The sequence below is a fragment of the Faecalibacterium prausnitzii genome, assembly GCF_019967995.1.
Classification (GTDB): Bacteria; Bacillota; Clostridia; order Oscillospirales; family Ruminococcaceae; genus Faecalibacterium; species Faecalibacterium prausnitzii_E.
In genome coordinates, this window is sequence record NZ_CP065377.1 from 2,093,474 (window position 1) to 2,113,263 (window position 19,790).

The window sequence follows — 19,790 nt, forward strand, 5'->3', positions numbered from 1 at the left end:
CTTTTGTTCAGCCCCGCCAAAGCCGATTTGCCGAAGCGAACCGCTTTTGGGCGCTGTTGTGTTTCTTTTGCGCTTCACGCGCCCAGCAGGCTCTGCCACAGCAGCTCCATTGCGCCGCCAAAGGTCAGCCGCGGCGCATCCGCAGCAGACTTCACCTCGGCCTCGGCCAGCAGTGTTTCGCCCGCATAAACTGCGGCCGTGCCCACCGTCTGCCCCCGCTCCACGGGCGCTTCCAGTGTTTCGGGCAGGGTCAGCTCGGTGCGCAGGTCGGCCCCGGCCCCCTTTTCCAGCAGCACGGTCTGGGGCAGGGCGCTGTAATCCAGCGGCACCGTCTGTTCCGTGCTTCCCTTTACGGTCAGCTCCAGCGGGCGGTCCGGCAGCTGCGGCACCGGAACGGCCGCATAGGCTGCGAACCCATAGTCCAGCAGGGCCGTCGCGGCCTGGAACCGCTCGGCGCTGGACGGCGCACCCAGGATGACCGCGATGAGGGTCAGCCCATCCCGCGTGGCGCTGGCCGAGATGCAGACCCCTGCCCCACCGGTGGTGCCGGTCTTGAGCCCTGTGATGCCGCTGTATCGCTTGAGCAGCTTGTTCGTGTTCACAAGCTGGGTCTGGCCGTTGCGCAGGCTGTCGGTCCAGATCCCCGTATAATGCAGGATCTCCGGGCAGGTGTTCAGGATGTAGCAGCTCAGCGCCGCCACATCCCGCGCGGTGGAAAGATGCCCCTCGGCGTCCAGCCCGCAGGCGTTCCGGAACGAGGTATTTTGCAGCCCCAGTTCGGCGGCGCGGGCGTTCATCTGTTCCACAAAGACCGGTTCGCTCCCGCCCACCAGTTCCGCCACGGCCACCGCAGCGTCGTTGGCAGAGGAAACGCAGATGGCCCGCAGCATCTCATCCAGCGTGAACTGCTCCCCCGGTTCGAGCCAGATCTGGCTCCCGCCCATGTGGTAGGCATGTTCGCTGACCGGCACCGGCGTGTCCAGCGTGAGTTTTCCACCGTGGACGGCTTCAAAGGTGAGAAGCAGAGTCATCAGCTTGGTGATGGACGCGATGGGCACCCGCTCGTCGGCGTTCTTCTCATAGAGCACCCGGCCGCTCGCCGGTTCGATGAGGACGGCAGCGCGGCAGGGCAGCGACAGGCTGTCTGCCGGGGCGGCGGTCTGTGCAGCCGGGGCATCCGCCGCAGCGGCCTGTGCCGGGGCTTCCGTTTTCACCGCCCGCAATCCCGCGCCCTGCGCCGACCCGAACGCCAGCGCAAACAGCCAGAAACAGAGCACCCCCGCACAGAGCAGGGCCAGATTTTTCCGTTCCATTCCTCGTACCTCCCCGCAGTAAACTCTCTGGTTGCATTCTATGCAAAAAATTCGGGTGGGATGCCCTTTTCTCACGGGGAAAAATCTGCTATAATTAGATGGTTTCTGTTATTTGCAAATGAACTCGCCCTCTCAGTCAAAGCCTGTCGGCTTTGACAGCTCTCCCGAAGGGAGATCCATTGGCAGGCCGGTTTTGAAACTGCTGAACGAACAGGGCTTTTATTGGATCGAACATGTCCGGGCTCCGCGACAGAGGCCAGCATCTGCTGGCAATGAGGACAGGGCCCACTGCGTTCTGACAAATCAGGCCCATGCGAACAGCACAGGTTTCCCGGTGTGCCAAAGGCTCCCACTTTGGGGGAGCTGGCGAGCGAAGCGAGACTGAGAGGGTTTTGTTCCCCATAGAAAGGATATCCCCTCATGCGAGTTTGTTTTTATACCCTTGGCTGCAAGGTCAACCTGAACGAGACCGGGGCCCTGGAACAGATGTTCCGGGGGGCCGGCTTCACCATCGTGCCGGAAGGCGAAGAGGCCGACGTCTTTGTGGTCAACAGCTGCACCGTGACCAACTTCGGCGACCAGAAGAGCCGCAAGTGGCTCCGCCGGGCCAAGCGCGAGAACCCCGGCGCCGTGACGGTGCTTACCGGCTGCTACCCCCAGGCCTTCCCCGAAGAGGCCGCGAATTTTCTGGAAGCAGACCTCGTCTGCGGCAACGGCGACCGCAAGGCCATCCTCGACAATGTGCTCAAGCTGCTGGACGGCCACGAGCGGATCGTCGCCGTCACCCCCCACAAGCGCGGCGAGCGGTTCGAGGAGCTGCCCGTGGAGCGGTTCGAGACGCACACGCGCGCGTTCATTAAAGTAGAGGACGGCTGCAACCGCCAGTGCGCCTACTGCGTCATCCCCCGCGCCCGCGGCCCGGTGCGCAGCCGCGCCGAGGCCAGCATCCTGAACGAGCTGCGCCAGCTGGCCGCTTCCGGCTACCGGGAGGTCGTGCTCAGTGCCATCTCCCTGCCCAGCTACGGCCTCGACACCGGCACCAACCTTGTGGAACTGGTGGAAAAGTGCGCCCAGGTCGAGGGCATCGAGCGCATCCGCCTGGGCAGCCTGGACCCCGACATGCTCACGCCGGAGTTCATCGCCCGGCTTGCCGCAGTGGACAAGCTCTGCCCCCAGTTCCACCTGAGCCTGCAGAGCGGCTGCACGGCCACCCTGCGCCGGATGCGCCGCGTCTACACCGCCGAGCAGTACGCCCAGGTCGTGGCCGACATCCGCGCCGCCTACGGCGACCGGCCCGTCAGCTTCACCACCGACTGCATCTGCGGCTTCCCCGGCGAGACGGTGGAAGACTTTGAGGAGAGCTGCGCCTTCCTGAAGCAGATCGGTTTCCTCAAGGTGCATGTCTTCCCCTACTCCCGCCGCAGCGGCACCCCCGCCTACGATTTCCCCGATCAGGTCCACGAGCGGGAAAAGCAGGAGCGCAGCCGCACCATGAACGCCCTTGCCGAAGAACTCCGCCGGGACGTGCTCACGACGTATGAGGGCATGGAGGACGAGGTGCTGCTCGAAACGGCCCTCAGCGAGACGCTCTTCACCGGCTACACCCGGCTGTATGTGCCGGTGGTGGTCTCGGCCCCCGGCCACAAAAGCGGCGAGATCGTCCGCGTCCGGCTGGGCAACTACGACGGCGAGCGGGTGCGGGCAGTACTTTGCTGAATCTCACCGTTGAAGATCCTTCACCTTTGCCATTTGAGAATTCTTTAACATATTTTGGCGTTTGCTCTTTTCAGGCAGACGTCTTTGTGTTAAAATGAGGATGGAATCCTGGGGCCGGTGCGCCGATTGCAGCGGCGCAGTACCAGCAGGCCCGCAGGAAAGAAAGCCGCAGGGTGCGTTGCAAAGCCGCGCCGCTGCGGGATGTTTTGTATCTGTACAAGGAGAGTTTGGAATGAGCTTTAGAGGAATCAACACGACGGTCATCCAGATCCGCCGCCAGGTGTTCACCGAGGTGGCCCGGATGGCTTATGCCAACGTCAAGGGCGAGCAGGCCAACCACCTGATGCGCAAGATCCCTTACACCATCATCCCCGGTGAGGAGGGCAAGCTGCGCAAGGACATCTTCCTGGAGCGCGCCATCGTTGAGGAGCGCGTCCGCCTGGCCATGGGCCTGCCCACCCGCCGCATGGACGAGCACAACAGCGTCGTTTCCGGTCTGGAAGATGCTTCCATCGCCGATAAGTATTACGATCCCCCGCTGGTGAACGTCATCAAGTTCGCCTGCAACCGCTGCCCCGAAAAGCTGGTCAAGGTCTCCGACCTGTGCCAGGGCTGTCTGGCACACCCCTGCATGGAGGTCTGCCCCAAGAAGGCCATCACCTGGGAGAGCGGCCGTTCCATCATCGATCAGGACAAGTGCATCAAGTGCGGCCGCTGCGTCGGCGTCTGCCCCTACAACGCCATCGTCAAGACCGAGCGTCCCTGCGCTGCGGCCTGCGGCATGGGTGCCATCCACTCCGACGAGCTGGGCCGTGCTGAGATCGACTACAGCAAGTGCGTTTCCTGCGGCCAGTGCCTGGTCAACTGCCCGTTCGGTGCCATTGCCGACAAGGGCCAGATCTATCAGCTGATCCAGGGCTTCAACCGCGGCGACCGCATCTACGCTCTGGTGGCTCCCGCCTTCATCAACCAGTTCCCCAGCCTGGCCTCCACCGGCAAGCTCAAGGCGGCCCTGAAGGCCATCGGCTTCTACGACGTGGTCGAAGTTGCCATTGGTGCCGACCTGTGCACCGTGGACGAGGCCCACGACTTCCTCAAAGAAGTGCCTGCCGAGTTGAACTTCATGGCGACCTCCTGCTGCCCGGCCTGGAGCATGATGGCTAAGACTGCCTTCCCCGATCTGGCCAAGAACATCTCCATGACCATGACCCCCATGGTCTTCACCGCCCGTATGATGAAGCAGAAGGACCCCACCGCCCGCATGTGCTTCATCGGACCCTGCGCCGCCAAGAAGCTGGAGGCTTCCCGCCGCACCGTCCGCAGCGATGTGGACTTCGTGCTGACCTTTGAGGAGCTGGCCGGCATCATCGAGGCCAAGGACATCGACACCAGCCTGCTGGAGGTCGATGAGAACGAAGCAGCCCTCTGCTCCGCTTCTTCCGCTGGCCGCGGCTTTGCACAGTCCGGCGGCGTGGCCAAGGCCGTTGCCGACAAGATCAAGGAGTGGAACCCCGACATGGAGGTCAAGATCGCATCTGCACAGGGCCTGGCCGAGTGCAAGAAGCTGCTGATGATGGCCAAGGCCGGCAAGTACAACGGCTACCTGCTCGAAGGCATGGGCTGCCCCGGCGGCTGCATCGGCGGCGCCGGCACCATTGCCGACCCGGCCCGTACTGCCATCCAGCTGAACAAGTACGTCAAGGAAGCGCCCTTCACGGACCCGGAGCAGAGCCCCTACATGGACGAGATCCATGTCCTGAAGGACGACCCCAACTTTGAGATTTAAGCATTGAACCTCTCCGTCATCGCTGCGCGATGCCAAAGGCTCTCCGATCAGGCGGGCTGTCGAGCGCATGCGAGACGGAGAAGTCGTGCAGAGCAGCCGCTTATCGTGACCGATAGGCGGTTGTTTTGTTTGGGTTGACATTTTGCTTCGTCTATGATATTTTAGCGGTGACAAACCGGTGAAAAAATTTTTTGTACCGGTCCATGGGCCGCCTCTGCGGCGAAAGAAAGGCGATTTGTAGTATGACGACATTCCTGAAACGTTCCGGCGCAGCGCTGCTCTCGCTGGTGCTGCTGTGTGTGCTGGCCATGGGTGCCGGTGCTGCGTCCAGCCAGACGGTGGGCGTCAAATTCTGGAAGGAACGATCCGATAAGGAATCCATGGCGAACAGCGGCATCGACGCCGACCGCACCGCCACCCTCACCCGGCAGGCCAACGGCACCTATACCCTGACCCTGCCGCTCAAGCAGGTCTCCAAGATGGGCGTCACCGGTTCTCTCTCCGGCCTGACCATCGGCGATGTGACCTATGACGGCACCCTGACCGGCGACTTTGAAAAGAGTACCGCCTCCCTCACCATCAAGAACCTGCCCGCCTCGGTGCTGACCGGCAGCGATGTGAACAAGTCCATCACCGTGACCTGCAACATCCAGATGGATATGGCCCTCCTCGGCGAGATCAACACCACCGCCCGGATGTGCATCTGGAACAAAAAGTGACCGTCTGCCCGACCCAAAAGGTGCTGCCGCACATCGAACCGTGCGGCAGCACCTTTTTGTTGTTGTTACAGGTCCATCTTCCGTTCCACGAAACCGCTGACCATCTCATCCAGCTGAGTCACGGCGTGTTCTGCGCCTTTGGCCAGCTTGCGGGCGGTCCGCTTGACCTGACGCGGGTTCTGATTCATGGCCACGACGCTGGCGGCTCCCAGCGCCGCGCCTGCCGCCATGCCCAGCAGCAGGCCGCTGCCTGCGCTCTGTCTGTGTTCATTTCTCATAAAAATTTCTCCTTTCGTTCCCTGCATTTTTGGCCGCCGAGGGTAGTATTTCCGCCAAAAGAACACACTATACGCTTTTTTTGTCCCGCAAAATGTGGTATACTGTATCATACGCTGATACACCGGGTTTGATACAGGCCCGCTCGATGGCGCGAAGGAGGCCACATTTTTGTTGAAACCAACTGAACCAAAAAAAGTTCTCTGCATCCACGACCTGTCCGGCGTGGGGCGCTGCAGCCTGGCGGTGATCCTGCCGGTGCTGTCGGTCATGGGCGTACAGCCGGTGGCGCTGCCCACCGTGGTGCTCTCCACCCACACCGGGGGCTTCGGCACCCCGGCCCGGATGGACGGTGCCGCCTACGGCATGGCTGCGCTGGAGCATTACCACGACCTGGGGCTGGACTTTGCGTGCATCTACACCGGCTACCTCGGCGGCGAGGAGCAGATCGCACTGGCCGAAAAGGCCTTTGACCTCTGGCCTGCGGCCCGCAAGATTGTGGACCCTGTGATGGGCGACAACGGCCATGCCTATTCCACCGTGACCCCGGCCTTCATCGACCGGATGCGGGAGCTGGCCCGCCGGGCTGACCTCATCCTGCCCAACGCCACCGAGGCTGCGCTGCTGCTGCAAAAGGATGCCGCAGCCGGGCCGCTGGACGACACCGCGGCCCAGGCGCTGGCCGATGAACTGGATGCACTGGCCCCCAATGCCGTCGTCACCGGGCTGCCCATGGGCAAATACATCGGCTGTGCCGGTTCCGGCCAGGACCGCTTTGTCATCCGGAAGCTGCACATCGACCGCAGTTTCCCCGGCACGGGCGACCTGTACGGAGCCGTTCTCATCGGCTCGCTCATCCAGGGCAACGCCCTGAGCGCTGCCGCCGACAACGCCGCTGAGTTCGTCTCGCTGGCCATCCAGAAGACCCCCGCCGACCAGGACACCCGCTTCGGCGTCTGGTTCGAGCCGCTGCTGCCCCGGCTCTGCCCGCAGCGCGAGTTCTGAGGAGGCCGGACGATGAACGAAAAACCGACCCTGAACATCGTGCTGGTGGAGCCGCGCATCCCGCAGAACACGGGCAACGTGGCCCGTACCTGCGCCTGCACCGCCTGCCGCCTGCATCTGGTTGGCCCCATGGGCTTTGCCATTGACGACAAAAAGCTCAAGCATGCCGGGCTGGATTACTGGCACTATCTGGACATCACCTATTACGACGGGCTGGAAGATTTCTTCGCCAAAAACAGCGGCCCGTTCTACTACTTCACCACCAAAGCGCCCCAGCGCTACACCGACGTCGCCTACCCGGACGGGGCCTACCTCGTCTTCGGGCGGGAGGATGCCGGACTGCCGGAGGCCCTGCTGGCCGCCAATCAGGACCACTGCATCCGGATGCCCATGCGGGACACCTGCCGCAGCCTGAACCTGTCCAACAGCGTCGCCGTGGGCGTTTACGAGGTCCTGCGCCAGTGGGATTTCCCGGAGCTGCTGGACCACGGCCACTTACGAGATTATGAATGGAAATGAGGGACATTATGAGCAAGATCGCGATCCTGACCGATTCCTCCTGCGACATCCCGCAGGAGCTGGCCGAGAAATACGGCATTGACATTATGGGCTTCCACATCCTGCTGGATGATGTGGACTACGTGGAGCGGGAGAGCTGCACCAACGCAGAGTTTTACGAGAAAATGCGCGCGGCAAAGGGCATCCCTTCCACCGCCGCCATCACCCCGCTGCAGTTTTGCGAAAAATACTGCCAGTACGTGGACGAAGGCTATACGGACGTCATCCATGTGCCCATCAACCGCTCCGGCTCCTCCACCTACAACAACGCCGTCATGGCGCAGGGGATGCTGCGCGAAGAGCGCCCGGAGCACCACCTGAAGATCCACCTGCTGGACCCTCACACCTATTCCATGCCCTTCGGCTGGTATGTGTGCGAGATGGCCCGCAAGCTGAAGAACGGCGCGGAGATCAGCCACGTCATCCACGAGTTTGAGGCGCAGATGGACAAGATCGAGATCGTCCTCGGCCCCTTCAGCCTCAAGCAGATGAAGAAGAGCGGCCGCATCTCCGCCGCTGCCGCCGTCATGGGTGAGCTGATGGGCATCCGCCCCATCATCACCCTCATCGACGGCAAGACCAAGGTGGAGGCCAAGGTGCGCGGCGACGACAAGGTCGTGCCCGCCATGGTCGAGCTGGCCAAAAAGCGCAGCGAGGGCGTGGAGGACTTCGATTATATGATCGGTCACACCAACATCCCCCAGAAGGACGACCTCATCCGGGCCTGCCGCAAAGCCTTCGGCAAAGACCCGCTCATCGTCTTCTCGCTGGGCGGCGTCGTCTCCGCCAACACCGGCCCCGACACCATCGCGCTGGTCTACGTTGGCCACCCCAGAGGCTGATGTTCCCCCGAAGCTGCCGCATCCCGGCAGCTTCTTTTTTGCAGTTCCGGAAGAAAGGTGCAGGCTTGCCGCTGATTTTCCGCATTTTCCGTTGCAATCCGTCCCAATTTATGCTATACTGCATTTCGTTGTGCGTCCCTGCGCACGGCATCCTTAAAGAGCAACTTAGGATTTTAGGCTCCCCGGCATAACCTCGAAACCATGCTGGGCCAAACCACCGGGGCTGGCGGTCCCCGGATGGTCAAAATTCCATCCGCCGGAGTATTGTATTATGAATCAGAATTCGTCTGTCCGCAAGCTGGCCCGCTGCGCTGTGGTCGCAGCCATTTACGTGGTGCTCTGCATGGCATTGCAGCCGTTCTCCTACGGCGCAGTGCAGGTGCGCGTGGCCGAGGCTCTCTGCCTGCTGCCCGTGTTCGGCCCGGAGTACATCGCCGGTGTCGTGCTGGGCTGCTTCCTGGCCAACCTGCTGGGTTCCACCATCGTGGACGTCATCTTCGGCACATTGGCCACCCTGCTGGCCTGCCTTGTTACCTACAAGCTGCGGGATCTCCGCTTCAAGGGTCTGGCTCTGGCAGCTTCGCTGCCGCCGGTGCTCTTCAACGCCGTCATCATTGGCATTGAGATTGCCGTCCTCTTCCCCGACCCGTCTTCTTCGGCCCCGCTGTGGCTGGCCTGCATCACCAACGGCATCTCCGTCGGCATCGGCGAGCTCATCAGCTGCACCGTGCTGGGCGTCCTGCTGGTCAAGATCATCGAGACCAACGCCGCCCTGCGCAAGGTCTTCGTCTCCGAATAAGCGAAAAAAGCATCCGCCTGCTGATCGAGCAGCAGGCCCGGCATTGCTTCGAAAAAGGCTTCGTTTTGTTGCTCGGCCTTTACCAAAAAGAACCTCATGTCTCCACCGGATGGTGTTGGCATGGGGTTCTTTTTGTATTGGGGGTGTTTTTTTAATTGAAAGTATGCTATACTCAGTTCAACAAATCGGAATTTATATATAAAAGGAGAATATTGATGAAACTGTTTTTATGTTCGCACTTTTCAAGTGTAGGAAGTCTGATAAAGGAAGAAATTGAAAATAAAAAAGTCGCATTTATTCCAACAGCTTCGCTGCGTGAAGGCTACACCGGTTATGTCGGCTCGGCTCGAAAATTATTCAAAAAGTTGGGAGCAATCGTAACTGAAATTGATATTTCAACGGAGGCTTATTCAACGATACAGTCTGTTTTTGAAGATGCGGATGTGATATATTTTACCGGCGGAAATTCTTTTTTCCTTATAGACCAGCTCCGTAAAACGGGAACGGATGAGCTGTTGAAGAAAGAATTGGCAAAGGGAAAACTGATGATTGGTGAATCGGCAGGTGCGATTATATGCGCTCCAAGCATCCAATATATCGAGCAAATGGATGAAAAGCCGGAGGACTACTCACAAGAAGATGATGCAGGGCTTGATTTGATTGATTTCTATGTTCTTCCGCATTATCTTACAGCACCATTTAAGAAAGTTACCGAGAAAATAATGACTGAGTTTTCGGATTTGAATCTATGCCCAATTAACAACCGTCAGGGAATTGTAATTGATGGTGAAGGTTCAAAGGTTATTTGCAAAGACTAATTTGAAAATTCCAGTTTGCCGCACTCGCTCACAAAAAGAATTTAGCGCAACATGCTCCAATAAGAAAACCAGAGTTGTTTGGCAGGTCTGCCTTGCAACTCTGGTTTTCGTTTTTTTGTGAGATAATGAGTTACTTGTGCTCGCTCAGCCAGCGCAGAGCGAACCAGCTGTAGGCCGCGCTGCCCTCATAGAGGATGCTGTCATCGAACTTGACCTTCGGGTGATGCTGGCCGTAGGCGTAGCCCTCCTTGGCGTTGCCCGCCGACAGGAACATGCTGACGGTGGGCACCTCGTGGCTGACGAAGGCGAAGTCCTCGCTGCCGCCGCCCGGCTTGCCGCCCGTGAGCTTGGACATATCCATTGCGCCCTGGCCCACAAGCTCGGTCATATAGGTCATTGCATTCCCGGCGAGGGCGTGGTCCACCACCATGCAGGGGCAGTAGTCGCTGAAGCCGACCTCGGCGGTGCAGCGGTAGGCCGCCGCCACGCCCTGTGCGATCTCTGTCATCCGCTTGTGGATCAGCTCACCGACCTTGTTTTCGGAGTCGATGGTGCGGATGGTGCCCCACATCTCCGCCGTGTCGGGGATGACGTTGGAGGCGGCACCTGCCTGGAAGCGGCCGGTCGTAAAGACGCCGAAGCTGTGCGGGTCCATCTCCCGGCTGTTGATTTCCTGCAGCGCGATGTGGATGTGCGCCGCCGCCGTGACGGGGTCGATGCAGGCTTCGGGCATGGAGCCGTGGCCGCCCTTGCCATGGACGGTGATGTGGTACTGCTCGCAGCTGGCCATCGTGATGCCGCCGCCCGGCACCAGCACCATGCCGGAGGGCAGAGGCATACCAGCCAACACATGGAACATGACCGCCGCATCCACCTTCGGGTTTTCCAGCAGGCCGTTGGCGATCATATCCGGGGAGCCCTGAAAGATCTCCTCCGCCGGCTGGAACTCCAGCTTGACGGTGCCTTCCAGCTCCTCTTCGTGGGCTTTGAGCAGCTTGGCCGCACCCAGCATCATGGCCGTGTGCATGTCGTGGCCGCAGCCGTGCATCCGGCCGGGCACCTCAGAGGCAAAGTCCACACCGGACTCCTCCTGAATGGGCAGAGCGTCCATGTCGCCGCGCAGCAGAATGGTCTTGCCCGGCTTTTTGCCGCCCGCCAGCACAAGGATGCCCGCCTTGCCGCAGTCCTGCGGGGTGTACCCCATCTCGGTGAGTGCCTGCTTGACCAGCGCTCTGGTCTGGGGCAGGTCGAAGCCTACCTCCGGGTGCCGGTGCAGGGTGCGCCGCCAGTTTTGCAGCTGGGGTTCCAGCACGGCGGCTTCTGCCATCAGTTCCTTCGGGTCCATCATTTCAAATCAGCTCCCTTTTTTATCTTGTGTGCACAGCCTGTTGAATGGAATTTTCCACAAAGCTGTTCAGGCTCATATTGTGTGCCGCAGCAAAGATCACGGCCTGCTTGTGCAGCTCCGGCGAGATGCGGACATTGAAGCTGCCCTTATACGCCCGCTCCGGTTCCTTGTGGGTCTCTTCGCACAGAGTCAGGTAATCATCGACGGCATTGTGGAAATCGCAGACCAGCTCCGCCGCTGTGGTCCCCTCATAGGAGAGCAGCGCACGGATGCCCATGACTTTTCCGTAAAAGAGGCCGTCTTCTTCCGAGAATTCCACGCTTCCCACATAGCCTTTGTATTCCATCGTGTTATTCATAGAAGTCCCTCCTGTTCCAAAATCTGGATGAGCTGCTTCACCTGATATTCCAGCAGCTCTTTTCTGGGGTGGGGTCGGTGCATCATGATGGGCGGATGTTCCTCAGATACGAACATGATCCGGGACCCGCTGGTCCGGCCTTTGTTGGAGCGCTCATAGGCGAAATACCGCAGCAGGCTTTCCGCATCATCAAATGTGAATGTCTTCGGTTTCGATTTCAGGCGTTCGATCAGCTTTTCCTTCTGACCCATTGTACATTCACTCCCTGCTTATAGTATACCACGATCGGAGAGAAATGCAACTAAAAGCAGTTGCATTCTTCTACAGATCACTGCTCCCCGCCGTCGGAACCATTGGGGTGGTACTGGGCGCAGGTGCACTTCTTCCATTTAAGGCCGCTGCCGCAGGGGCAGGGGTCGTTGCGGCCGATCTTGATGACGCGGACGGGCTGGCCCTTGGGGGCACCCTTGGCACCGGGTGCGCCGTTGCCGGGCACAAAGCCTTCGCCGGTGGGCTTGGCCACCTGCTCCCGCTTGGGGGCCGCAGTGCCCGCACCGCGCACCTCGATGGTCAGCAGCATCTTGATGCTGGACTCGCGGATGGAATCGACCATCTGGTCGAACATGTCAAAGCCCTCGATGCGGTACTCAACGACGGGGTCTTTCTGGCCGTAGCCGCGCAGCGCGATGCCCTGACGCAGCTGGTCCATGTTGTCAATATGGTCCATCCACTGGCGGTCTACACACTTGAGCAGGCAGATGCGTTCCAGCTCCCGCATCAGCTGCGGGCCGTAGCGCTGTTCCTTGTCGTTCAGGATGTCCATCCCGCGGTCGTACAGCAGATCGGCGATGCCCTGGACCGAGAGGCTGTCGTAATCTGCCACAGTATAGTGGAAGTCGGCGTCGGTCGTCAGCCAGCCCTGATAGTGGCGGCGGAGCGCACCAAAGTCCCACTCGTCCTTGACGTCACCGGCCAGGAACTGCTTGCAGCTGGAGTCAATGTTCTCCCGCAGCATGTTGTGCATCTCGGTGCTGATGTCCTCACCGTCGAGCACCTTGCGGCGCTGGCCGTAGATGATCTCGCGCTGCTGGTTCATGACATCGTCGTACTTCAGCACGTTCTTGCGGATCTCAAAGTTCCGGCCTTCCAGCTTCTTCTGGGCGCTTTCGAGGGTGCTGGTGATCATGCGGTTCTCGATGGGGGTGTTCTCGTCCAGCTTGAGGGTATCCATCAGACTGGAAACGCGGTCGCCGCCGAACAGACGCATCAGGTCATCTTCCAGGCTCAGGTAGAAGCGGGATGCGCCGGGGTCGCCCTGACGGCCGGCACGGCCGCGCAGCTGGTTGTCGATGCGGCGGCTCTCGTGGCGCTCGGTGCCGATGATGAACAGGCCGCCCGCCTTGCGCACCTCGTCCGCTTCGGCTTCGATGGCGGGCTTGTACTGGGCGTACAGCTCCTCGAACCGTCTGCGGGCCGCGAGGATGTTCTCATCGGTGGTGTCTCCGTGGCCGTCGGCCTCGGTCAGCAGCAGTTCCACGGCGTTCGGGTCGGCATCTTCTGGCTTTTCGGGGTTGAGCAGGTTCTCGCAGAAGTGCTCCTTGCGCATCTGGGCCTTGGCCATGAACTCTGCGTTGCCGCCCAGCATGATATCGGTGCCGCGGCCTGCCATGTTGGTGGCGATGGTGATGGCACCCTTTTTACCGGCCTGCGCCACGATCTCGGCCTCGCGCTCGTGGTTCTTCGCGTTCAGCACGTTGAAATCGCGGGTGTGTTTTTGCAGCATCTTCGCCAGCGTCTCGCTCTTTTCCACACTGACGGTGCCCACCAGAACGGGCTGGCCGTTTTTGTGGCACTCCATCACCTGCTCGATGACGGCGCGGTATTTGCCGTTGACGGTCTTGTAGACCGCATCGGGATAGTCCTTGCGGATGTTGGGGCGGTTGGTGGGCACGGTGACGATGTTCAGGCCGTAGATCTCAGTGAACTCGGTGGCCTCGGTCTTGGCCGTACCGGTCATACCGGCCAGCTTCTTGTACATGCGGAAATAGTTCTGGAAGGTGATGGTCGCCAGCGTCTTGCTCTCGGCTGCGATCTTCACGCCCTCCTTGGCCTCGATGGCCTGATGCAGGCCCTCGTTGTAGCGGCGGCCGATCATCAGGCGGCCCGTGAACTCATCGACGATGATGACCTCGCCGTTCTTGACCACATAGTCGATGTCCTTTTTCATGACACCGTAGGCCTTGATGGCCTGGTCGATGTGGTGGGCCAGCGTCATGTTCTCGGCAGCGGCCAGGTTCTCGATCTTGAAGTATTCCTCGGCCTTTTTGATGCCTTTGGCGGTCAGGGTGCAGGTCTTGTGCTTTTCGTCCACAACGTAATCGCCGTCGGTCTGCTCGTCGGTCTCCACCTTGTCTTCCAGCTCGACCACCACGCTCTTGCGCAGGGTGCGGACGAAGCGGTCCACCTGCGTGTACAGGCTGGACGAATCCTCGCCGCGGCCGGAGATGATGAGCGGGGTGCGGGCTTCGTCGATGAGGATGGAGTCCACCTCATCGACGATGGCGTAGGTGTGGCCGCGCTGGACCATGTTGTCCTTATAGGTCACCATGTTGTCGCGCAGGTAGTCGAAGCCGAACTCGTTGTTGGTGCCGTAGGTGATATCGGCATTGTAGGCACGGCGGCGGCTGTCGCCGTCGATGCCCTGCACGATGAGGCCGACGGACAGGCCCAGCCAGCGGTAGAGCTTGCCCATCCACTCGCTGTCGCGCTTGGCCAGATAGTCGTTGACGGTGACAATGTGGACGCCTTCGCCGGTCAGGGCGTTCAGGTAGGCGGGCAGAGTGGCCACAAGGGTCTTGCCTTCACCGGTCTGCATCTCAGCGATGGCACCGCGATGCAGGGCGATGCCGCCGGTGACCTGCACCGGGAAGTGCTTCATGCCCAGCACACGCCAGGCAGCCTCGCGGCAGACGGCAAAGGCATCGGGCAGGATATCGTCCAGCGTCTCGCCGCCGGCCAGACGCGCCTTCAGTGCGGGGGTCTGGGCCTGCAGGTCGGCATCGGACAGTGTCTGGTATTTGGGTTCCAGGGCCAGCACCTTTTTGGTGATCGGGTTGATCTTTTTCAGCTCCCGGTCCGAGAAGGTACCGAAGATCTTTTCAGCTAGGGACATTCTTACACCTCATCTATTGAAATCTGGGCGGAGACCGCCCGGCAGGGGGAGTTCATCATACAGTTATATGATACACCAAAGCAGAAAACCCGTCAAACCCACAGGCTCCGTTTTGGGCCATTTTCCAATGAATTTTCTGTAAAATCAACAAAAAGGCCGCTGAAAACTCCCTTCGTCATCGCTGGCGCGATGCCACCTCCCTCAACGAGGGAGGCTTTCACAGCGTTCCGGCACGTCAAGGCTCCCTCTTGGAGGGAGCTGGCACGGCGAAGCCGTGACTGAAGGAGTATCCAGCAGCCTTTTATTACAACAGCACAGCCCCCGAATGCGGCAGGCCGTTGGCCCAGAGGGAGCGCAGGCGCTGGGGCAGCGCGTAGAAGTTGCCGCCTGTGTACACCCATGCCCCGACGGTGCAGAGCGCGGCCAGCACGGCCAGCACCAGCAAAACCACCAGCACCCGCCGGGCGCGGCGGGGCCTGCGGGCAGGCGGGGCCGCTTCCGGCTGGGCCGTTCGGGCGGCCTTGCGGGCAGGCAGAAAGCCGGTGCCTGCGGCCTGCGGCAGGTCGCAGGCTGCGCGGCGGATCATGTCCAGCAGCCAGAGGGCAGGCCTGTCCGCCAGCGGGACCGTGCGCAGCCAGCAGCCTTTTTTGCAGCTGAGCACCAGCACGCAGTCCCCTTCCCGCTCGGCGCACCCGGCGGCAAGGTCACAGCCCACCACCCGGCGGGCCGCCTGCGCTTTTGCCAGCGCACGGCGCACCGGGTCGGTGGTGTCGGCGGGCAGATGCGCTGCCGCCTGCTGCTCGATCTTTGCACCGGTCTTGGGGTGGGCATAGCTCAGCGCCCCAAAGTCAAAGACCCGTTCCGCCCCGGCGATGGTCTCCAGTCGGGCCTCCAGAAGGGTCCCGGCGGCAGCATCCGAACAGATGAGGAGTCGGTCATGCCGTTCCAGTTCCTGCACGGCGGCCTCGGCCAGCGTGGTCTCCCCGGCCCCGTACAGGTCGGCGGAAAACTTCTCCCGCAGCGCCTGCGCGGCCTTTTTCAGGCCCGCCGGGTTCTGGGCCGAAAGTGCCACCAGAGTCTCCGCGCCCCGGCTCTTCCAGCGGGCCTCCGCCTTCCACTGGGGCGAAAACCCGCCCGCAGCCTCTTTCACGGCGTCGTCCGGCACTCCGAACAGCCGCAGCACACATTCGGCCTTCTTCTCCTCTGTCAATGCTACTCACCCCTGCGTGTTATTCGCTCAAGAATGCCGCGTCCAGCGCATCGAGCACGGCCGTGTCGTGCTGCTGGGCTGCGGTCAGGGGCTTTGTGCCTGCGGGGGTCCTGCCCTGCGCCAGACGCAGCACCAGTTCCAGTGCAGCCTGCGCAGCGCGGGCGCGGACCAGCGCACGGTCCGGGCGGGAGACGAAGAGCTTCTTCACATACACGGTCCCGCCGCGGGCCGCACCCAGATAGACGGTGCCCACCGGGCGGACGGCATCGCCGCCGGTGGGGCCTGCTACGCCGGTCACGCTGACGGCGATGTCCGAGCCGGACGCCTTCGCCGCGCCCAGCGCCATCTGCGCGGCCACCGGGGCCGACACCACATTGTATCGTGCGATGACGTCCGGGTCCACGCCGACGAGCTTCGCCTTCGCCTGCTCCCAATAGGTCACAAAGCCGTAGCCGAACACCTCGCTGGAGCCTGACACTGCGGTGACGCGCTCTGCGATCATGCCGCCGGTGCAGCTCTCGGCGGTGGAGACGGTGAGCCCCTTTTCCTTCAGGGTGCGCACCACCGTTTCTTCCAGCCCGGCCACATCCTCATCATACACCGCATCGCCCAGCAGATCGTAGAACTTCCTGGCGTATGCGCGGCACATTTTTTCGCCGTCCTCGTCGGAGGCGGCACGGGCCGTGATGCGGATCTCGCATTCGCCGGTCTTGCAGTAGATGGCGGCGGTGGGGTTGGCATGATCCAGCAGGTCCCGCACCTGATATTCCAGATTGCTCTCGCCGCCCAGCACCCGCAGGGTGATGGAGTGCAGGGTGCAGTTCTGGCGTTCCAGCAGCAGCGGGCGGATGCTCTCCGTCCACATCGCCTTCATCTCACTGGGGACGCCCGGCATCAGAACGGCGCAGCGGCCGTCCTGCTCGAACCAGGCGCCGGGGGCGGTGCCGTGGTGGTTGACGATCTTCCGCCCGTGCACGGGCACCATGGCCTGCTTGCGGTTGTTGGGAGTCGTCTCGCGGCCGGAGCGGGCAAAGTAGCGAGTGATCTTCGCCCACTCTTCTTCGTCAAAGGCCAGCGTATCGCCGTAGCAGGCCGCCACCGTCTCTTTGGTCAGGTCGTCTGCTGTGGGGCCTAAGCCTCCGGTGAAGACCAGCAGGTCACACCGGGCCTTGGCCTCGTTGACGAAGTCCGCCAGACGGCCCTGGTTGTCGCCGATGGTACTCTCCCGCTGCACGGTGATGCCCAGGTCGGCCAGTTCCCGGCTCAGATACTGGGCGTTGGTATTCAGGATGTTGCCGAGCAGCAGCTCGGTGCCCACACTGATGATCTCTGCGGTCATGCAGCATCACCCCTCAAACTCGATCTCGTCGGTGATCCGGATGCGGATGCGCTCGGTGTTCTCTGCCGCTTCGGCTTCCAGTGCAGCCAGACCCGGCATAGCGGCTTCGGCGGTCAGGATCTCGTCCAGCTCCGGACGGATCTTCGGGTGCGGCGGAGTGAAGATGGTGCAGCAGTCCTCATAGGGCAGGATGCTAGTTTCAAACGTGCCGATGTGGCGGGAGGTCTCGATGATCTCGGTCTTGTCCATGCCGATGAGGGGGCGGAGGATGGGCAGGTCCTGGGCCGCATCGGTGCATTGCAGCGCCTTGACGGTCTGGCTGGCCACCTGCGCCAGGCTCTCGCCGGTGATGAGGGCCTCGCTGCCCTGCTTTTGGGCGATGCTGTTGGCGATGCGCATCATGCTGCGGCGCATCAGCACCGTGAACAGCACATCGGGGGCGTTGTCCCGGATGTACTCCTGCGGCCGGGTGTAGGGCACCACGAAGAGGTTGGTGCTGCCGGTGTAGGGCGTGATCTTCTGGGCCAGTGCCTTAACTTTGAGTTTTGCACGCTCCGAAGTATACGGAGGGGACGCAAAATGGATGTGGTCCAGCGCCAGACCGCGCTTTGCCATCCGGTACGCAGCCACCGGGCTGTCGATGCCGCCGGAGAGCATGTTCAGGGCGCGGCCGGAAGTCCCCACGGGCAGACCGCCCTCGCCGGGGATCTTCGGGCCGTGGATGTAGGCACCATAATCGCGGATCTCCACGATGACCTTGAACTGCGGGTTGCGGACATCCACCTTGAGGTAGTTGTGTTTGCCCAGCAGATACGCGCCCAACTCCCGCATCAGTTCGGGGCTGGTCATGGGGTAGGTCTTATCCGAGCGGCGGGCCTCTACCTTGAAGGTCCTGATGCCGTGCAGGCTGCCGCCGAGATAGTCCTCAGCGGTCTGGCAGATGGTGTCAAAGTCCTTCTCGCAGACCACCGCGCGGCTCAGTGCGGCCAGACCAAAGACGGTGCGCACCCGGTCGAAGGCGAGGTCCATGTCGATGTCCTCTTCCTCCGGCTCCATATAAAAGGTAGACTGGGTGCAGTAGACCTTGAATCTGCCCACGGTCTTGAGCCGGTACCGCAGGATCTTCATCATGGCCGACTCGAACTGGTTGCGGTTGAGGCCCTTCAGGGACATCTCGCCCTGATAGCCCATAATGATCTCTCTCATATATTATCTCCTTATTCTCTGCAAATGCTTCATGCCATCCTCAAAGCGGTTCAGGAAGGCATCCACATCTTCGGGGGTGTTGTCTGCACAGAAGGACACTCGGATGGCCGTGTCGATGGCCAGCGGGCTGCAGCCCATGGCCGCCAGCGTATGGCTGGGCTGGCCCCGCCCGCAGGCACTGGCCGACGAGACATAGATCTGCTCCTCCGCCAGAAACGCCAGCATCGTCTCGCTCTTGATGCAGTTCTCGCTGAAGTTCAGTACCTCCGGCACGGCGCTGTCCGGGCTGTTGATCTCCACTTCGGGGAAGGCTTTCAGCCCCTCGCGCAGCTGCTGGTTCAAGGCGCGGACGGCGGCGTCCCGGCTCTTCATGTTCTTCGAAAGGCGGCTGACCGCAGCGGCCAGCCCCACCGCGTAGGGCAGGTTCTCGGTGCCGGGGCGCTTCTCACGCTCCTGCTCGCCGCCAAGGTAGGGCGGCTGGAACGCCTGTGCCAGACTGTCGCTGAGGTAGAGCGCCCCCACGCCCTTGGGCGCGTGGATCTTGTGGCCGCTCACCGCCAGCGTGTCGATGTTGGCCAGCTTGATGGGGACCCGCATCCACGCCTGCACCGCGTCCACATGGACGAGGGTGCGGCTGTTCTTCCGCTTGACCTCGGCGGCCAGACGCTCGACCTCGTTCCGGGTGCCGATTTCGTTGTTGACCATCATGCAGGCCACAAGGATGGTATTCCTGTCCACATGCGACAGCATCTCGTCGATGTCCAGCGTACCGTCCGGGCGGGGGGCCACGACCGTGACGTCATAGCCCATCGCGGCCAGACGTTCCAGCGGCTTTTGCACACTGGGGTGTTCAAAACCGGACACCACGATGCCCTTGCCAAACTTCCGGGTCAGCGCCGCGCCAAGCAGGGCCATGTTGTTGCCCTCGCTGCCGCAGGAGGTGAAGTACAGCTCCCGCGATTTGCAGCCCAGGCTCCGGGCCACCACGGCGCGGGCCGCGTTCAGGGCTTCTTCGCTCCGGGCACCGGGGGCGTACAGGGACGACGGATTCGCCCAGTGCTCCCGCATGGCCCTGTCGATGACATCCGCCACGTCCGGGGCCACGATGGTGGTGGCGGCGTTGTCCAGATAATGCAATTTAGGATTTTGCAGCATACGATTCGATTCCTGCTTTCTTTGCTTGCCGTCGGCAGAGCGTTCCGCCCTGAACCGACGTTTTCTCATAATAAACCAGAATAATTATAGCACAAACCCTGTCCTAACGCAAAGGATTTGCGGCATGGCTTGCGCCGGGGCCTGCCATGCTGTATAATGAAGAAAATGAG

Annotated in this window: 18 protein-coding genes and 1 riboswitch; of the genes, 8 read left to right on the top strand and 10 right to left on the bottom strand. The window is 61.5% G+C overall.

Translation table 11 applies throughout. The annotated features are described in order from the left end of the window. Positions 1-74 precede the first annotated feature (74 nt). Complete coding sequence (locus I5P96_RS10325; protein WP_207685538.1) at positions 75-1,313, bottom strand: D-alanyl-D-alanine carboxypeptidase family protein; 1,239 nt, start codon at positions 1,311-1,313, stop codon at positions 75-77. A 420-nt stretch (positions 1,314-1,733) separates the two neighbouring features. On the opposite strand from I5P96_RS10325, the gene mtaB reads away from it, so the two are divergent. The 3 genes from mtaB (at position 1,734) to I5P96_RS10340 (ending at position 5,534) form a co-directional block, all read left to right on the top strand. Beyond that, positions 1,734-3,029 carry a tRNA (N(6)-L-threonylcarbamoyladenosine(37)-C(2))-methylthiotransferase MtaB gene (gene mtaB, locus I5P96_RS10330; RefSeq protein ID WP_223381968.1) on the top strand — a complete coding sequence of 432 codons (1,296 nt, stop codon included), beginning with the start codon at positions 1,734-1,736 and terminating at the stop codon, positions 3,027-3,029. Positions 3,030-3,261: 232 nt separating this feature from the next. Beyond that, positions 3,262-4,815, top strand: coding sequence for a 4Fe-4S dicluster domain-containing protein (locus I5P96_RS10335; protein WP_118551635.1), 1,554 nt, complete (start codon positions 3,262-3,264; stop codon positions 4,813-4,815). A gap of 242 nt (positions 4,816-5,057) precedes the next feature. After that, on the top strand, positions 5,058-5,534 hold the full coding sequence (locus I5P96_RS10340) for a pilin (RefSeq protein ID WP_207685540.1): 477 nt from the start codon (positions 5,058-5,060) through the stop codon (positions 5,532-5,534). A 65-nt stretch (positions 5,535-5,599) separates the two neighbouring features. Here the strand turns inward: I5P96_RS10340 and I5P96_RS10345 are convergent, their stop codons facing one another. Further along, positions 5,600-5,812, bottom strand: a complete 213-nt coding sequence (locus I5P96_RS10345) for a hypothetical protein (protein ID WP_097792699.1) — start codon at positions 5,810-5,812, stop codon at positions 5,600-5,602. Positions 5,813-5,981: 169 nt separating this feature from the next. Between I5P96_RS10345 and I5P96_RS10350 the strand changes: the two genes are divergently transcribed. From I5P96_RS10350 to I5P96_RS10370, 5 genes are all read left to right on the top strand, one after another. Further along, positions 5,982-6,815, top strand: coding sequence for a bifunctional hydroxymethylpyrimidine kinase/phosphomethylpyrimidine kinase (locus tag I5P96_RS10350; protein ID WP_223381969.1), 834 nt, complete (start codon positions 5,982-5,984; stop codon positions 6,813-6,815). Positions 6,816-6,827: 12 nt separating this feature from the next. Beyond that, positions 6,828-7,334 carry a tRNA (cytidine(34)-2'-O)-methyltransferase gene (locus tag I5P96_RS10355; RefSeq protein ID WP_097792700.1) on the top strand — a complete coding sequence of 169 codons (507 nt, stop codon included), beginning with the start codon at positions 6,828-6,830 and terminating at the stop codon, positions 7,332-7,334. Then, positions 7,325-8,215, top strand: a complete 891-nt coding sequence (locus tag I5P96_RS10360; protein WP_317850506.1) for a DegV family protein — start codon at positions 7,325-7,327, stop codon at positions 8,213-8,215. Before I5P96_RS10355 ends, I5P96_RS10360 begins: the two co-directional genes overlap by 10 nt. Positions 8,216-8,373: 158 nt before the next feature. Then, positions 8,374-8,477: riboswitch (PreQ1-III riboswitch) on the top strand. 9 nt (positions 8,478-8,486) lie between these two features. Then, complete coding sequence (locus I5P96_RS10365; RefSeq protein ID WP_097792702.1) at positions 8,487-9,014, top strand: QueT transporter family protein; 528 nt, start codon at positions 8,487-8,489, stop codon at positions 9,012-9,014. 215 nt (positions 9,015-9,229) lie between these two features. Further along, complete coding sequence (locus tag I5P96_RS10370; RefSeq protein ID WP_015563755.1) at positions 9,230-9,832, top strand: Type 1 glutamine amidotransferase-like domain-containing protein; 603 nt, start codon at positions 9,230-9,232, stop codon at positions 9,830-9,832. A 130-nt stretch (positions 9,833-9,962) separates the two neighbouring features. Here I5P96_RS10370 and I5P96_RS10375 read toward each other — a convergent pair whose 3' ends face one another. The 8 genes from I5P96_RS10375 to I5P96_RS10410 form a co-directional block, all read right to left on the bottom strand. Beyond that, positions 9,963-11,177 carry a M20 metallopeptidase family protein gene (locus I5P96_RS10375; RefSeq protein ID WP_411703518.1) on the bottom strand — a complete coding sequence of 405 codons (1,215 nt, stop codon included), beginning with the start codon at positions 11,175-11,177 and terminating at the stop codon, positions 9,963-9,965. A gap of 22 nt (positions 11,178-11,199) precedes the next feature. Then, positions 11,200-11,538, bottom strand: coding sequence for a type II toxin-antitoxin system HicB family antitoxin (locus tag I5P96_RS10380; RefSeq protein WP_097792707.1), 339 nt, complete (start codon positions 11,536-11,538; stop codon positions 11,200-11,202). Then, entirely contained in the window at positions 11,535-11,789 is a 255-nt protein-coding gene (locus I5P96_RS10385) for a type II toxin-antitoxin system HicA family toxin (protein WP_097792708.1), read from the bottom strand. Before I5P96_RS10385 ends, I5P96_RS10380 begins: the two co-directional genes overlap by 4 nt. A 77-nt stretch (positions 11,790-11,866) precedes the next feature. Further along, entirely contained in the window at positions 11,867-14,710 is a 2,844-nt protein-coding gene (gene secA, locus I5P96_RS10390) for a preprotein translocase subunit SecA (RefSeq protein ID WP_223381973.1), read from the bottom strand. Positions 14,711-15,014: 304 nt separating this feature from the next. After that, positions 15,015-15,920, bottom strand: a complete 906-nt coding sequence (locus I5P96_RS10395) for a hypothetical protein (RefSeq protein ID WP_223381975.1) — start codon at positions 15,918-15,920, stop codon at positions 15,015-15,017. 19 nt (positions 15,921-15,939) lie between these two features. After that, positions 15,940-17,259 carry a competence/damage-inducible protein A gene (locus I5P96_RS10400; protein WP_223381977.1) on the bottom strand — a complete coding sequence of 440 codons (1,320 nt, stop codon included), beginning with the start codon at positions 17,257-17,259 and terminating at the stop codon, positions 15,940-15,942. A 6-nt stretch (positions 17,260-17,265) separates the two neighbouring features. Beyond that, on the bottom strand, positions 17,266-18,465 hold the full coding sequence (gene thiI / locus I5P96_RS10405) for a tRNA uracil 4-sulfurtransferase ThiI (RefSeq protein ID WP_223381979.1): 1,200 nt from the start codon (positions 18,463-18,465) through the stop codon (positions 17,266-17,268). A 3-nt stretch (positions 18,466-18,468) separates the two neighbouring features. Further along, entirely contained in the window at positions 18,469-19,620 is a 1,152-nt protein-coding gene (locus I5P96_RS10410; protein WP_223381981.1) for a cysteine desulfurase family protein, read from the bottom strand. Between the last annotated feature and the right edge of the window lie 170 nt (positions 19,621-19,790).